Annotated in this window: 13 protein-coding genes; 3 read left to right on the top strand and 10 right to left on the bottom strand. The window is 66.5% G+C overall.

Annotation, left to right across the window (positions count from 1 at the left end; genetic code table 11):
- Nucleotides 1–17: 17 nt before the first annotated feature.
- Entirely contained in the window at nt 18–1400 is a 1383-nt protein-coding gene (locus tag HF684_RS04385) for an NAD-dependent malic enzyme (protein ID WP_169251513.1), read from the bottom strand.
- A 161-nt stretch (nt 1401–1561) separates the two neighbouring features.
- On the opposite strand from HF684_RS04385, the gene HF684_RS04380 reads away from it, so the two are divergent.
- On the top strand, nt 1562–2341 hold the full coding sequence (locus HF684_RS04380; RefSeq protein ID WP_169251512.1) for an IclR family transcriptional regulator: 780 nt from the start codon (nt 1562–1564) through the stop codon (nt 2339–2341).
- Nucleotides 2342–2366: 25 nt separating this feature from the next.
- Here the strand turns inward: HF684_RS04380 and aceE are convergent, their stop codons facing one another.
- The 4 genes from aceE to uraD all read right to left on the bottom strand — a co-directional run bounded on the left by aceE (nt 2367) and on the right by uraD (nt 7055).
- Nucleotides 2367–5108 (bottom strand): pyruvate dehydrogenase (acetyl-transferring), homodimeric type, encoded by a 2742-nt coding sequence (aceE, locus tag HF684_RS04375; protein ID WP_169251511.1) that lies wholly within the window; start codon nt 5106–5108, stop codon nt 2367–2369.
- Between the two features lie 95 nt (nt 5109–5203).
- Nucleotides 5204–6088 carry a factor-independent urate hydroxylase gene (pucL, locus tag HF684_RS04370; RefSeq protein WP_169251510.1) on the bottom strand — a complete coding sequence of 295 codons (885 nt, stop codon included), beginning with the start codon at nt 6086–6088 and terminating at the stop codon, nt 5204–5206.
- 155 nt (nt 6089–6243) lie between these two features.
- Nucleotides 6244–6567 carry a hydroxyisourate hydrolase gene (uraH, locus tag HF684_RS04365; protein WP_169251509.1) on the bottom strand — a complete coding sequence of 108 codons (324 nt, stop codon included), beginning with the start codon at nt 6565–6567 and terminating at the stop codon, nt 6244–6246.
- The gene (gene uraD / locus HF684_RS04360; RefSeq protein ID WP_169251508.1) at nt 6564–7055 is read right to left on the bottom strand and encodes a 2-oxo-4-hydroxy-4-carboxy-5-ureidoimidazoline decarboxylase; all 492 of its coding nucleotides are present in this window, start codon (nt 7053–7055) and stop codon (nt 6564–6566) included. The genes uraH and uraD overlap by 4 nt, the downstream gene beginning before the upstream one ends.
- Before the next feature lie 199 nt (nt 7056–7254).
- On the opposite strand from uraD, the gene HF684_RS04355 reads away from it, so the two are divergent.
- Both HF684_RS04355 and bcp read left to right on the top strand, forming a co-directional pair.
- Nucleotides 7255–8448, top strand: a complete 1194-nt coding sequence (locus HF684_RS04355) for a glycerate kinase (RefSeq protein WP_169251507.1) — start codon at nt 7255–7257, stop codon at nt 8446–8448.
- On the top strand, nt 8445–8921 hold the full coding sequence (gene bcp, locus HF684_RS04350; RefSeq protein ID WP_169251506.1) for a thioredoxin-dependent thiol peroxidase: 477 nt from the start codon (nt 8445–8447) through the stop codon (nt 8919–8921). The genes HF684_RS04355 and bcp overlap by 4 nt, the downstream gene beginning before the upstream one ends.
- Nucleotides 8922–8991: 70 nt before the next feature.
- Here bcp and HF684_RS04345 read toward each other — a convergent pair whose 3' ends face one another.
- The 5 genes from HF684_RS04345 to HF684_RS04325 form a co-directional block, all read right to left on the bottom strand.
- Nucleotides 8992–9981 carry a DUF559 domain-containing protein gene (locus tag HF684_RS04345; RefSeq protein WP_169251505.1) on the bottom strand — a complete coding sequence of 330 codons (990 nt, stop codon included), beginning with the start codon at nt 9979–9981 and terminating at the stop codon, nt 8992–8994.
- A gap of 144 nt (nt 9982–10125) precedes the next feature.
- A complete protein-coding gene (allB, locus tag HF684_RS04340) occupies nt 10126–11481 on the bottom strand; it encodes an allantoinase AllB (RefSeq protein ID WP_169251504.1) in 1356 nt (451 codons plus the stop codon).
- Nucleotides 11482–11593: 112 nt separating this feature from the next.
- Complete coding sequence (gene gcl, locus HF684_RS04335; RefSeq protein ID WP_169251503.1) at nt 11594–13387, bottom strand: glyoxylate carboligase; 1794 nt, start codon at nt 13385–13387, stop codon at nt 11594–11596.
- 86 nt (nt 13388–13473) lie between these two features.
- Nucleotides 13474–14400, bottom strand: coding sequence for a 2-hydroxy-3-oxopropionate reductase (locus HF684_RS04330; protein ID WP_348981446.1), 927 nt, complete (start codon nt 14398–14400; stop codon nt 13474–13476).
- Nucleotides 14397–15221 carry a TIM barrel protein gene (locus tag HF684_RS04325; protein ID WP_169251501.1) on the bottom strand — a complete coding sequence of 275 codons (825 nt, stop codon included), beginning with the start codon at nt 15219–15221 and terminating at the stop codon, nt 14397–14399. The genes HF684_RS04330 and HF684_RS04325 overlap by 4 nt, the downstream gene beginning before the upstream one ends.
- Between the last annotated feature and the right edge of the window lie 146 nt (nt 15222–15367).

Raw genomic sequence — 15367 nt, 5'->3', positions numbered from 1 at the left:
ACGCAAGGCTCTCCGGGTCATCGGGACGAGACGTGGGCGACCGCCTCGGCGACCTTCTTCGCGACTTCGGGATCGAACACGGAGGGGATGACGTAGCCGGGGTGGAGTTCATCCTCGGGGATGCACGAGGCGATGGCATCGGCGGCTGCGACCATGATGTTCTCGTCGACATCGCGGGCTTCGGCGTCGAGGAGGCCGCGGAAGATCCCGGGGAACGCGAGCACGTTGTTGATCTGGTTCGGGAAGTCGCTGCGGCCGGTGGCCACGACGGCGGCGTGCTTCGCCGCCTCGGCGGGGTCGACCTCGGGGTCCGGATTGGCCATGGCGAAGACCAGCGCGTCCTTGTTCATCGCCGCGATATCGTCCCCGTTCAGCACGTTCGGGGCGGAGACGCCGATGAATGCGTCGGCACCGACGACGGCTTCCTTCAGCGTGCCGGAGAAGCCCTCGGGGTTCGTGTTCGCCTGCAGCCACCTCTTGTGGTCGGTGTCGACCGTCGAATCCGGGCCGATCGCTCCGTCGCGGCCACAGGCGATGATGTTCGTGGCTCCGGCGACCTGGAGGAGGCGGATGATGGCGTTGCCGGCTGCGCCGACTCCCGAGACGACGATGCGCAGGTCCTCGAGCTTCTTGCCCACGACCTTGAGCGCGTTCTTCAGCGCGGCCAAGGTGACGACGCCGGTGCCGTGCTGGTCATCGTGGAAGACGGGGATGTCGAGTTCTTCGCGCAGCCGGGCCTCGATCTCGAAGCAGCGCGGGGCCGCGATGTCCTCGAGGTTGATTCCGCCGTAAGCCGGGGCAATGGCCTTGCAGATGGAGATGATCTCCTCGGTGTCCTTCGTATCGAGAGCCACCGGCCAGGCGTCGACGTCGGCGAACTGCTTGAACAGCACGGCCTTGCCCTCCATCACCGGCATGGCCGCCTCGGGACCGATGTCGCCGAGGCCGAGCACCGCGGTGCCGTCGGTGACCACGGCGACGGTGTTGCGTTTGATCGTCAGCCGTCGCGCATCCTCTTTGTTCGCAGCGATCGCCTTGCATACGCGTGCCACACCGGGGGTGTAGGCGCGGGAGAGGTCATCGCGGTTGCGCAGGGGCACCTTCGGGGCGGATTCGAGCTTGCCGCCGAGGTGGAGGAGGAAGGTTCGGTCGGAGACCTTGTGGACCTTGACACCGGGCAGGGCGCCGAGAGCGTCGGAGACCTCGTCGGCGTGGGCGACATCGCGGGTATCGGCGCTGACGTCGATGATGACCGAGTGCGGAGTGGACTCGACGACGTCGAGGGCGGTGACTGAGGCGCCGGTGGCGGCGGCCGCGGCGACGAGGTCGGAGGTCGAGGCCTGACCGATCTCGGTGCCGACGCGCAGGGTGATGGAATATCCGGGGCTGGTGGCGACCATGGGAAATATCCTCCTTGATATCGAATTTCCGTATTATGGATAATAACTTTTGCCTGGTGGAAATTCTAGACGGTACCCGTGAATTCGGAAAGTTTCTTCCATTCACGACTACACTGAACGGAGTTTCACTGCCGAGACTCACCACAGATTAAGGAACTTCGATGAGCAGCAACGACACCCCGGCGGTCCGCCAGTCCAAGGGCGGAGTGCAGTCCGTCGAACGTGCGTTCGGACTGCTTGAATGCATCGCGAACTCCGCAGGATCGGCGACGCTGAGCCATATCGCCGCGGACGTCAATCTGCCCCTGCCGACGATCCACCGCCTGCTCAACACCCTGGTCAACCTCGGCGTGGTCCGACAGCTGCCCGACCGCGGCTATGCACTGGGACCCGGTCTGGTGCGGCTCGGCGATATCGCCGGCTCTCAGCTCGGCGCGATCGCCCGGCCCTATCTGCGCGAGCTCGTCGCCGAACTCGGAGAGTCGGCGAATGTGGCGACGATGGACGGAGACATGGTCGTCTACGTCGATCAGGTCGCCTCCGAACGACAGATGCGGATGTTCACCGAGGTGGGACGCCGTGCCCATATGCACGCCACCGGGGTCGGCAAGGCCATCCTCGCGGGCCTGGGATCCGAGCAGGTGCGGCATATCGCCGCCACCGCAGGAATGCCCACCCCCACGGAATACAGCATCGGCACGATCGAGGACCTCGAGGCAGAGCTGGGCCGCATCCGTGAGCGCGGCTATGCCATCGACGAGCAGGAGCAGGAGCTCGGAGTGCGCTGCTTCGCCATGGCGATTCCCGACTCCCCCGCTCCCTTGGCGATCTCCGTGTCGGGTCCGATCAGCCGCGTCGACCAGGCGTTCGCCGATCGGGCGGTGCCGCTGCTCAAAGACGCGGCCGCCCGCATCTCCGCAGAGATGCAGAGCGGCCGCTGACGTCGCCCTCGGGTCCTCGACCGGGTCAGGAGTCTCCGCCGGCCGTTCCCGAAGTGCCGGCGTTGACGTCGTTCAGACGATAACGTCGAGCCGCCTCGGCGGGGATGGATCCGTCGATCTCACCGCGCTTGGCAAGCAGCTGCAGGGTGCGCACGACCATCGAGTGCGCGTCGATCTTGAAGTGCCTGCGCGCGGCGGCGCGGGTGTCGGAGAAGCCGAACCCGTCGGCGCCGAGGGTCGCGAAATCGTGGTCGAGGTACGGCCGGATGAGGTCCGGCTGAGTCGAGTCGAAGTCGCTCGTGGCCACGATCGGTCCCGGCTGGCCCTCCAGCTTCTGCCGCACGTACGGCACGCGGTCGGCCGCCTCGGTGCCGTCGGCGGAGTTGAGCTCCGCTGCCTCGCAGTCGAGGCCGTCGCGGCGCAGCTGGGCCCATGAGGTCACCGACCAGACGGCGGCGTCGACGCCCCAGTCGGCGGCGAGCAGGTCCCGGGCTTCGAGCGCCCAGGGCACGGCCACACCGGAGGCGAGCAGCTGCGCATGCGGACGCTCCCCCGGGGCCTCGGCGACGCGGTGGATGCCCTTGAGGATGCCCTCGACGTCGACGTCGTCCGGTTCGGCCGGCTGGAGCATCGGCTCGTTGTACACGGTGAGGTAGTACATGACGTTGCGCTCGTCCTCGCCGAGGTCGTGCTCGCCGTACATGCGATGCAGACCGTCGCGGACGATGTGCCCGATCTCGTAGCCGAAGGCCGGATCATAGACGCGCACGGCCGGGTTCGTGGCCGCGAGCACCGGGGAATGGCCGTCGGCGTGCTGCAGCCCCTCACCGGTCAGGGTCGTCCGTCCGGCGGTGGCGCCGATGATGAATCCGCGGGTCATCTGGTCACCGGCGGCCCAGAAGGCGTCGCCGGTGCGCTGGAACCCGAACATCGAGTAGAACACGTAGATCGGGATCATCGGTTCGCCATGGGTCGAGTACGCGGTACCCGCAGCGGTGAATCCGGCGGCGGCACCGGCCTCGTTGATGCCCACGTGGAGGAGCTGACCGCTGGTGGCCTCCTTGTAGGAGAGGAACATCTCGCGGTCGACGGCGAGGTAGTTCTGCCCGTTCGGGTTGTAGATCTTCGCGGTCGGGAAGAACGCGTCGATGCCGAAGGTGCGGGCCTCATCGGGGATGATCGGCACGATCCGCTCGCCCAGCCCCTTCTCTCGCATGAGGTCCTTGAGCAGCCGGACGAAGGCCATCGTCGAGGCGGCCATCTGCTGGCCCGAGCCCTTCTTCGTCTGCGCGAACGCCTTGTCACTCGGTGCGGGCAGGGTGATCCGATTGTTCTCCGGCTTCCGCGCCGGCAGGAATCCGCCGAGCTGACGCCGGCGGTCGAGCATGTACTGGATCTCCTCGGAGTCCTTGCCCGGGTGGTAGTAGGGCACGGCATACGGGTCCTCGTCGATGACCTTGTCGCTGATCGGGATGTCCATCCGATCGCGGAAGGCCTTGACGTCGTCGGCGGTGAACTTCTTCATCTGGTGGGTGGCGTTGCGGGACTCGAACGTCGTGCCCAGGCCGTAGCCCTTGACGGTCTGCACGAGGATGACGGTCGGCTTGCCCTTGGTGTTCACGGCCTTCTGGTAGGCAGCGAAGACCTTGTGGTAGTCGTGGCCGCCGCGCTTGAGGTTCCAGATGTCGTCATCGGAGAGGTGGTCGACGAGGCCCTTCGTGGCAGGGGTGCGACCGAAGAAGTTGTCGCGGATGAATCCGCCGGATTCGGCCTTGAACGTCTGGTAGTCCCCGTCGAGGGTCTCGTTCATGATCTTCACGAGGTCGCCGGTGCGATCCTTCGCCAGCAGGTCGTCCCATTCGCGGCCCCACAGGACCTTGATGACGTCCCAGCCGGCGCCGGTGAAGGTCGCCTCGAGCTCCTGGACGATCTTGCCGTTGCCGCGCACGGGTCCGTCGAGGCGCTGGAGGTTGCAGTTGATGACGAAGGTGAGGTTGTCGAGTCCTTCGTTGGCGGCCAGCTGCAGGGCGCCGCGCGATTCGGGTTCGTCCATCTCACCATCGCCGAGGAACGCCCACACCCGCTGATCCGAGGTGTCGGAGATGCCGCGGTTGTGGAGGTAGCGGTTCATCTGCGCCTGATAGATCGCGTTGATCGGGCCCAGCCCCATCGACACGGTCGGGAACTGCCAGAATTCCGGCATCAGCCGTGGGTGCGGATACGAGCTCAGTCCGTGCGGGGCGCGGGAGACCTCCTGCCGGAACCCGTCGAGGTCGGCCTCGGTCAGGCGGCCTTCGAGGAACGCCCTGGCGTACATTCCCGGTGAGGCATGGCCCTGGAAGAAGACCTGGTCGCCGCCGCCGGGATGGTCCTGGCCGCGGAAGAAGCTGTTGAAACCGATTTCGTAGAGCGTGGCGGCACCGGCGTAGGTGGAGATGTGTCCGCCCACGGAGATCTCGGGCCGCTGCGCCCGGTGGACGAGCATGGCGGCGTTCCAGCGCAGCCATTTCCGGAAGCGACGTTCGACCTTCTCCTCACCCGGATAGAAGGGCTCCTGGTCGACGGGGATAGTGTTGACGTAGTCAGTGGTGGTGACCTTGGGCTGGGCGACGGAGTTCGTGGCCGCGCGTGCACGCAGCGCCTCCATGATCTCGGCCGCGCGCTGGGTTCCGCGCGCGTCGACGAGCCCTTCCCAGGACTCGATCCATTCATCGACCTCTTCGTCGGTGATTCCCCTCGAACTCGCCGAGGTTGTGTCCTGTGTCATATCGGGGTTTCCTTCTCACGGGGTCCGGGCTCCCGGAACAGTACCCCGGGAGCCCGGAGATGGAAAGTCCTGTCTCAGCAGGTGATGGTCAGGTCTCAGCAGAAGCCGGCGACCTGCGCCCACGCGTCCTTGTTCTCGTCGACGCCTTCACGGGTGAAGGTGGCTTCGATGAGGCCGTAGGGACGGTCGGCGACGATGAAGACCTCGTTCGGGTTCTCGAGCCCGAAACGGTCGATGTCATAGAGGAAGTGGTGCTTGTTCGGGCAGGAGAAGCGGATCTCGTCGATCTCCGGCACGGCCTCGATGACCTTCTCCCCCATCTGGTACAGCGTGTGCTGCAGGGCATGGGAGAAGTGGTCGGTGAATGAGTCGAGGATGATCTCCTTGACCTTGGTGTAGACGGCCTCGAAGTCGAGGTCGGTGGTGTTGTAGATCCACCGGGTGGCGATATCGGTGGCGAGGATCCGGTCGTCGGTCTCCGGCAGAGTCGTGTACTTGTCCTTCGGGTAGCCGACGAAGCCCGACTCCGTGGTCTTGAGCACGGTGAGCCCGTTGAAGCCGGAGATCAGCGTGTCCTTGTCGCCGTCGCGGGTGAAGACGGCGGTGCGTACCTCGGGTGCGGACTTGAAGAACGAGTGCTTGTGGTCGTTGATCCGGTCCCAGCCGTATTCTTCGGCCTCCCAGCGACCGCCGGTGACCCAGTCGAAGCTCGACGTGAAATGGTCGGCCAGGCCCATGAGGAACTGTTCGGGCGAGCTCACGCCCAGCTCCTTGGCCTTCGCGAAGACCGTGTTCTTCTGCGTGTCGGTGGCGACGACGTGCTCGTTGTTGCCTTCGGTGTGCGCGGTCTCGAAGTCACCCCACAGCTGCGAGGTGACATTGAGATCGCGGATCTCGTGGCGGTCGGTATCGCGATAGACCCGCATGAGTCGGTTCTCCGCCTTGCCGTATTGGTTCGATGTCAGTCGGACCTTGCTCATTTTCTTCCTCCAATTCGTCGGCGTGCGGCCCTGCGCACACCGTGACCATTCGATTGACGAGGCCTGCCGGCAGTTCCCGGTCGGCTTCGGCGGTTTGTTGAGGATGGCGATCCTGCAGGGGGCCTGCTTCCCCTGTGAGCGGTTGTGGGCGCGGCTCAGCTGCCGCGGTAGGTGCTGTAGGCGAAGGGGCTGAGCAGCAGCGGAATGTGATAGTGCTCCTGGCCGGCCTGGACGGTGAAGTCGATGGTGACCACGGGGTGGAAGTGGTCGACCTTTCGGGCTGCGAAGTATTCGCCGGTGCCGAAGACGATCCGGTAGTTGCCCGGCTCGAGATGGTCGGGGCCGAAGTCCGAGACACGTCCGTTGTCGTCGGTGCGGGCCGAGACGATGACCTCGTCACCGGAGTAGAGAGTGACCTCGAGATCAGCGGCCGGGGTGCCGACCATCGAGTCGAGGGCGTGGGCGGTGATGAAGCTCATGCGAGGATTCCTTCGAGTCTGAGTTCGGCGATCTGGATGAGCTGCTGCCCGACCTCGGCGGCCTCATCCTCTGCGGTGTTGTCCATGCGGCGCTGCAGTTCGGACAGGATCTCCTCAGGGGTGCGGCCGGCGGCGCGGATGAGGAATACGCGGTCGAAGCGGGCTTCGTAGGCGGCGTTGCCCGCGGCCAGCTGGGACTGCACATCGGCTTCCATGGTGCCGAGTCCGGCCTGTTCACGGCTCGAATGGGCCGCCTCGGCGCTGTCGCCCTTCGCCTTATCACCGATGCGCGGATGATGGGACATCGCCGCGTCGATCTCGGCGCCGGTCAGCGGTGTCGCAGTTCGGGATGCCGCCTTGGCGGAGTCGAGGTCGGCCAGGGGGCGGGCGTCGACGACCGCGTCGATCCACCGGTCGACGTCGAGGCAGGGACGCAGAATTCCGCGGGCATCATCGGCTGGGAGTCGGTTGAACTCGGCCAGGTCCACGGTGACCTCCTTGGCAGGCGCTGAATGACTTTCACCGTTCGGAATACCATTTCCGAACAACTGCTCCGAGTCTGCTGGGCACTACTGGGAATGTCAAATTGCTCACACATTCTTGTGGAAACTTTCTTCCGTATGGTGGATACTGGGTGTGTGGCAAACGCCGCATACCCGACCATCGACGATGAGGTTGAATGAGTGCATGAGCCTGACAACCATTGATCCGACCCCGACGATCGTCTGTGCGCCGGATTCCTTCAAGGGTTCGGCCTCCGCCCCTGCCGCCGCGGCCGCCATGGCCCGCGGTGCCCGGGCGGTCTTCCCCGACGCGCGAGTCGCCGAGCTGCCCTTCGCCGACGGCGGGGAGGGCACGCTCGACGCTCTGCTCGCCGTCTGGGGAACTCGGCCGCGCACCGTGGACACGGTCGATGCCCTGGGCAGGACCACCTCGGCGGACTTCGGTCTCTCCCCGGACGGACGGACCGCGGTCATCGAAGCCGCCCAAGCCAATGGCCTGCCGCAGGTCTCAGACGTGGGGCTGCAGCCCGAACGCGCCGATACCTTCGGCGTCGGGCTCATCGCGGCCGCGGCACTCGACCTCGGCGTCGAGGAGATCCTGCTGTGCATCGGCGGCTCGGCGAGCACGGACGGCGGGACCGGAATCCTGGCCGCCCTCGGCGCACGCTTCAAAGATGCTGCAGGTCAGCCGGTCGCACCGGGCGGTGGCGGGCTGGCAGCGATCGCTGAGGTGGATACCTCGGGGCTGGATCGACGGGCCACGGCGGTGCGGTGGCGCATCGCCGTCGACGTCGACAATCCGCTCACCGGGCCTCGCGGGGCCGCCGCGGTCTTCGGCCCGCAGAAGGGAGCGGATGCGGACTCGGTGACCGTGCTCGATTCCGGGCTCGGGCACTTGGCCGGGGTGCTCACCGGCACCCCTTCCGAGGCGAGAGACCTGGCGGCGACTCCGGGATTCGGGGCCGCCGGCGGGATTCCGCTGGCGCTGACGACGCTGCTCGGCGCCGAGGTGGTTCCCGGATCGACGATGGTCGCCGAGGCTGTGGGCCTGGCCGAGGCTCTGGCTGATGCCGACTTTGTGCTCACGGGAGAGGGGTCCTTCGATTCCCAATCCTTGGGCGGGAAGGTCGTCGCGGCCGTACGGGACCACGCCCCCGCCTCGGCGAGGGTGATCGTCATCGCCGGTCGGGTCGGCCTGTCCGCCGCGGAGTGCCGGGAGGCCGGGATCACGGCGGCGCTGTCGATCGCACCGGGACCCGCGGACCTGGCCAGCCTGTCCGAGCGCGCCGAAGCGCTTATCGAGGACACGGCCGCGCAGGCGTGCGCACTCAGCTCGCCGCCGAACACACCATTTCAACGACGAAAGGACGCACCATGACCACGACCATTCAGACTCAGCTCACCGTCGGAGACATCGCTCCCGACTTCACGCTCACCGACGCCGAGGGACGGACCGTCTCGAAGGACGACTTCGCCGGCCGCAGCGTCATCCTCTACTTCTACCCGAAGGCGGCATCGCCGGGCTGCACGACGGAGGCCTGCGATTTCCGGGACAATCTCTCTGCCCTGGCGGCCGCCGGCTTCGAGGTCCTCGGAGTCTCCCCCGACGACACCGAATCGCTCAAGGAATTCGCCGCCGAGGAGGGACTGACGTTTTCGCTGCTCTCCGACCCGGGCGCTGCGGTGGCGAAGGCCTACGGCAGCTACGGGCAGAAGACGATCGGGGAGCACACGTTCCAGGGCACTCAGCGCTCGACCTTCGTCATCGGCGCCGACGGCACGCTCACCCACGCCGAGTACAACGTCGACGCCCGCGGCCACGTCGCCCGCCTCCGCACCCAGCTCCTCTAATTACTACCTGACGGCGGCCCAGCAACCTCGCGCGAGGTTGCTGGGCCGCCGTCAGGTGCTTCTGGGCGCATCATCCGGTGCGCAGACGGGCGGCGAGGGTCCCGAGGATGCGTTCGAACGGCGCGGTGCGGAACAGGTCTCCGAAGGTCAGGCGTATGATCTTGTACCCCCGGGCCTCGAGCGCTGCTTCGCGCGCCTTCTCCGCGGCGAGACTCTCACGGGACGTGCGGCCGTCCATCGTGTACTTCTCCATCCCGTCGATCTCGACGATGAGTCGGGCGTCGTGGTTGCAGAAGTCGACGCGGGCGATGACCTCGCCGAGGTGGCCGAAGAACTCCACCTGCGGTTCGAATCCGGAGATGCCGTGTTCGAAGAACCGCACCGCGGCGATCGACTCCGAGGGGGCTTCGCGCCTGCCGTCGGTGAGGTCGAGAGCACGCAGCACCGCGGCGTCTCCGCGGGATTCGGGGCATTCGGCGAGCACCGCTTCGATGCGGAAACGCGTGGTGCGCCGCCGGCGGATCACCTCGTCGAGCATCGGCACGGACACGTCTGGCGCGTAGTCCCGGGCGATGTCGATGAGCGTGCGCTCCATCGTCGTCACCGCATAGATGCCGACCATCTTCCGATGCGCGGACGGAATCTCGCGATTGCGCACATAGAGGTGCCGGTACTTGCGACTGACGTTCGGCCGGAACACCTCCACCCTCATCTCACCCGGATAGGCGATCGGGAGCTCGTGGATGAGTGCCGCCGACAGATGGGAGAAGACCTCGCGCCCTTTCGTCACCCGCCATCGCCCCGATGCGGTGTGGATCTTCTCGGCCCGCGTGCGGATGAGCACTCTCAGGGGTTCGATCTCATCGCGCATATCGCCCTGGTAGCCGAATTCCTCGAAGTCGGCTTCGGTCAGAGCCGCCCAGATCGGCTCATGTCGCGCATCCGCGCAGGAGCCGGTGGCCACATATCGTCCTCGCGCTACGCGTTCGAGACAGCACTTCTCCCCGCGCCGGATCTCGTCTTTGGTGAACCCGAGCCGATAGAGCTTTTGAGTCGTCATACTTAAGTACATGAAACCAAATTGCACTACTCATCATCAAAGCACAATATGTGGGCGCAATCTGTGGATAACTTCTCCCCGGAACTACCCGACGGCGGCCCAGCAACCTCGCGCGAGGTTGCTGGGCCGCCGTCGGGTAGTAATTCAGCGGGCTTTTAGGAGGCGGCCCGCGGGGGTCTCGAAGTCGACCGGGGCTCCGCGCAGCACCGTTCGCGTCACACGACCGCGGACGGTGCGGGTGTCGTACGCGCTGATCTGGTTGCGGTGCCAGAGTTCCGTGGCCCGCACCGTCCACTCGTCGTCGGGGGCGAAGACGGCGAAGTCCGCGTCATTGCCCTCGGCGATCGAACCCTTGCCTTCGACCCGAGCCACGGCCGCCGGAGCCGCGGACATCCAGCGGACCACCTCGGCGAGCTCGATTCCGCGCTTCGCGGCTTCGGTCCACACGAGCGAGAGTCCCAGCTGCAGCGACGAGATCCCGCCCCACGCCGCACCGAAATCGCCTGTGTCGAGCAGTTTGAGTTCGGCCGTCGAGGGCGAGTGGTCGGAGACGATGCAGTCGATCGTGCCGTCGATGAGCCCCTGCCACAGCGCCTCCCGGTTCGATTCCTCACGGATCGGCGGGCAGCACTTGTGCGTCGTCGCCCCGTCCGGGATCTCCTCGGCGGTGAAGACGAGGTAGTGCGGGCAGGTCTCGACGGTGAGCTTGATGCCCTCGGCCTTGGCCGCGGCGATCTGCCCCAGCGCATCCGCCGAGGACAGGTGCAGGATGTGCGCCCGGGCCCCGGTCTCCCGGGCAGCGTCGATGACGCGGGCGATCGCGACGTTCTCGGCCTCGCGGGGGCGCGTGGCGAGGAAGTCGGCGAACTTCGGACCCGAGTTCTTCGGCGCCGAGGTCATCACCTCGTGGTCCTCGGCATGGACGATGAGCATTCCGTCGAAGGAAGCGATCTCGGCCATGTCCGCCTTCATCTCCGCCGGTTCCAGCGGCGGGAACTCCTCGACGCCGGAGTCCTCGAGGAAGCATTTGAACCCGTAGACGCCCGCGTCGTGCAGGGGCCGCAGATCCGCGGTGTTGCCAGGAATCGCCCCGCCCCAGAAGCCGACGTCGACGAAGGCCTTGGGCTCAGCGACAGCCCGCTTGGTCTCCAGGGCCGCGACGTCGACCGTCGGCGGCAGGGAGTTCAGCGGCATGTCGACGATCGTCGTCACTCCCCCGGCTGCGGCCGCGCGGGTGGCGCTGGCGAAGCCCTCCCACTCGGCGCGACCGGGATCGTTGACGTGAACGTGGGAGTCGACGAGACCGGGCAGCAGCACCTGATCATCCCCGATCTCGATGACGTCGACCCCCGCCGAGGCGGCCGTGCCCAGATCCTGTCCACCGCGGGCGATCTCGGCGATCTTCCCGTCCCTGACCCCGACCGTCGCCGGCTCGATGCCCTCGGGCAGCAGAGCCTTCGCGGCATGGATGATCAGGTCGAAGTCGGCGTCGTTGCTCATGTTCCTCCTCGGTCGCGCGCCCCTGAGGGCCGGTGAATGCAGTTTCGGTATACCGTTCTAGCCTACTCGGCTCGGGCCGTTCGGCCCAGCCCTCCGGCGGGTTCGACCCCGCCTATTTCGCTGCGGCCAGTTCGCCCATCGGGATCAGCGCGCTCGGAGCGTCGGCCGGAGTCTGGGCGAGCGTCTCGAACTCGTTGATCTGATCGAGGGCGGTGCCCATCGAGATGTTCGTGACGCGTTCGAGGATGACTTCGACGACCACGGGAACCTGGTGTTCGTCCATGAGCTCCTTGGCCACGCGCAGCCCTTCGCCGATGAGCTCGGGATCCTCGACCCGCAGCGCCTTGCACCCGAGCCCCTGGGCCACGGCCACATGGTCGACGCCGTATCCCGACGATGCGGAACCGGCGGTGTTGATGTTCTCGAATGCCAGCGACACCTCGTAGTCCATCTCGAAACCGCGCTGGGACTGGCGGATGAGACCGAGGTAGGAGTTGTTGACGACGACGTGGACATAGGGGATCTTGTGCTGCGCACCGACGGCGAGCTCTTCGATCATGAACTGGAAGTCGTAGTCGCCGGACAGAGCCACGACGGTCTCGCCGGGCTTGCCCTTGGCCACGCCGAGCGCTGCAGGCCCGGTCCAGCCCAGGGGTCCGGCCTGACCAGCGTTGATCCAGTGCCGGGGACGGTAGACGTGGAGCATCTGAGCGCCGGCGATCTGGCTGAGGCCGATCGTCGAGACATAGGTGACGTCCTTGCCGAAGGCTTGGTTCATCTCCTGGTAGACGCGCTGTGGTTTGATCGGCACCTCGGTGAAGTTCGTCTTCCGATGTTCGGTCGCTTTCCGTGCCGTGCATTCGCCGGCCCAGCCGGTGAAGTCCGGCAGTCCGCCCGACCGCGAACGCGCCGCCGCCAGCAGCGCATCGAGCGCGGCACCGGCGTCGGAGGCGACTCCGAAGTCGGGGGCGAAGACGCGTCCGATCTGGGTGGGTTCGATGTCGATGTGAACGAACTTCCGACCCTTGCGATAGACCTCGAGGTTCCCCGTGTGGCGATTGGCCCAGCGGTTGCCGATGCCGATGACGAGATCGGATTCGAGGAAGGACGCGTTTCCGTAGCGCACGTGCGTCTGGATTCCGACCATGCCCGCGGCCAACGGGTGGTCATCGGGGATCGCACCCCAGCCCATCAGGGTCGGCGAGACCGGGATGGAGGTGAGCTCGGCGAATTCGACGAGCCGGTCGGCGGCATCGGCATTGATGATTCCGCCGCCGGCGATGATGATCGGGTGCTCCGCCTCGGCGATGAGGTCGAGGATCTTCTCTGCCTGCGCTGCGGTGGCCGCAGGCTTCGCGGGTGCGAGCGGTTCGTAGGTGTCGATGTCGAAGTCGATCTCGGTCTGCTGCACGTCGATGGGCAGGTCGATGAGCACGGGACCGGGGCGGGCCGAGCGCATGAGCTGGAACGCCGTCTGGAAGACGCCGGGCACCTGTCCGGCTTCGAGCACCGTCTTTGCCATCTTCGTCACCGGTTTCGCGATCGAGGCGATGTCGACGGCCTGGAAGTCCTCCTTGTCGAGCACGGCCACGGGAGCCTGGCCGGTGATGCACAGGATCGGCTGGGAGTCGGCGGCCGCGGCGTAGAGGCCGGTGATCATGTCCGTCCCTGCCGGGCCCGAGGTGCCCAGGCAGACTCCGATGTTGCCCGGTGCCGAACGGGTGTAGCCATCGGCCATATGCGAGGCTCCCTCGACGTGCCGGGCCAGGGTGTGGCGGATTCCGCCGTGGGCCCTCATCGCCGAATACAGCGGGTTGATCGCCGCTCCCGGCAGCCCGAAGGTCTCGGTGGCGCCTTCCTTCTCGAGGATGAGCACAACGGCGTCGACTGCGCGCATGCGTGTCATTGTTCGTCCTTTGTTCTGGAGCCGACGACGACGCTGTCGCCGGCTCGGTTCGTGGTGGGGCGGTGGGAAATCGCCGAGGCGGTCGTTCAGTTCTCGTTTGTGCCTGAGAGGGCCTCGATGACGGTGAAGAGACCCGAATGGTCGAGTCCTCCGTTGCCCTGCTGCACGGTTGCGGCGACGAGCTGGGCGACCGTGGCGCCGAGCGGGATCGCCACTCCTGCCTCGCGGGCGGCGGCGGTGACGATGCCCATGTCCTTGTGGTGGAGTTCGAGCCGGAATCCGGGGTCGAAGGAGCGGTCGAGCATCTTCTGCCCCTTCTGATCGAGCACCTTGGACCCGGCCAGTCCCCCGCCGAGGACCTGCAGTGCCGCACTCGTTTCGACTCCATAGGCTTCGAGGAAGACGACGGCCTCGGCAAGGAGTCCGATATTGCCGGCGACCATGAGCTGGTTCGCGGCCTTGACGGTCTGGCCGGCGCCTGAGGGGCCGACGAGGACGATGGTCTTGCCGACGGCGTCGAAGACATCGGCCGCGGCGTCGAAGTCGGCCTGGTCTCCGCCGACCATGATCGACAGGACGCCGTCGATGGCTCCGGGTTCGCCTCCGGAGACGGGCGCATCGAGGGGTTTGAGACCGGCGTCCTTGGCCTGGGCCGCCAGTTCGGTGGCCACATCGGGACGGATGGTGGAGAAGTCGATCCAGGTGGCCCCGGCTGAGGCGTGGGCGAGGATTCCGTCGTCGCCGGTCAGCACGGCTTCGACGTCGGGCGAGTCGGGAACCATGGTGATGATGACATCGGCCCCGTCCACCGCCTCGGCGATGGTGGCGGCGGCACTGCCTCCCGCCTCGGCGAGGGCGTCGGCCTTGGCCGGGGTGCGGTTGAAGCCGCGGACGTCGAATCCGGCGTTGATGAGGTTCTTGGCCATGGGCAGGCCCATGATGCCGAGTCCGATGAATGCGATGGTCTTGGACATAGTGGGGGTTTCCTTCGAGTCGTCGGTGGTGAGGTTCAGGCGGTCTGGGCGGCGCGATCGAGCCAGTCGAAGGCGGTGGCGCGGTCCTGTTTGTATTCGAGTGCCACGGATCCGGTGTAGCCGAGCTCGAGGGCGCGGTCGATCCACTGGCGCAGCGGCAGCGATCCGGTGCCGGGTGCTCCGCGGCCGTCGGCGTCGGCGATCTGGATGTGGCCGAAGTTCGGGGCTTCGGCTTCGATGACGGCCGCGACATCGTCGCCGTTGACGTGCATGTGGTAGAGGTCGGCGAGCACGGCGATGTTCTCGGGCCCGTCGGCGCGGACATGTCCGACCACCTCGGCGGCGTCGGCGTAGCGCTTGAGCGGGTAGGCCTCGGCCCCGGAGACGGGTTCGACGAGGACGGTTCCGCCGATCTCGGCGACCTTGCCGGCGGCCAGCGCCAGGTTGGCGGCGGCCGTGGCGTCCTGTGCGTCCGCGTCCTGGCCGTCGGTGCGCAGTCCGTAGAGCGCGTTGAAGGCGCGGCAGCCGGTGCGGCGGCCGATGTCGACGACGATGTCGACGTTCTTCGCGAAGTCCTCTTCGGCACCGATGATCGAGACCATTCCGCGGTCGCCGGCGGCCATGTTCCCGGCCCAGAAGTTCAGGCCCTTGAGGGCGACCCCTGCGGATTCGAGGGAGGCGATGAACTCATCGACCTCCGCCGAGGTGGGGGTCGGGTTCCCGTCGAAGGGCCACCAGAATTCGACCTCGTCGAATCCGGCGTCCTTCGCTGCCTGGGCGCGTTCGAGAACGGGCAGTTCGGTGAGCAGGGTGGAGCAGTTGAGGACGTAGCTGCCAGGTGAGGTGAAGTTCTGGGACATGGAGCTCTCCTTTGAGTTGCCGCTAGTTTCCGTATTGTGGAAGTGTATTTCCATTCCGTGAAATCAGCATAAGCGGCCCATGGAGTTCCCGTCAAGACCTTCGTCCCAGAACTACGTGACGGCGGCCCAGCAACCTCGCGCGAGGT

Source organism: Brevibacterium sp. 'Marine', from assembly GCF_012844365.1.
Taxonomy (GTDB): domain Bacteria; phylum Actinomycetota; class Actinomycetes; order Actinomycetales; family Brevibacteriaceae; genus Brevibacterium.
Note: the sequence above shows the minus strand (reverse complement) of the source record. Positions and strands in the feature narration are given on the sequence as shown.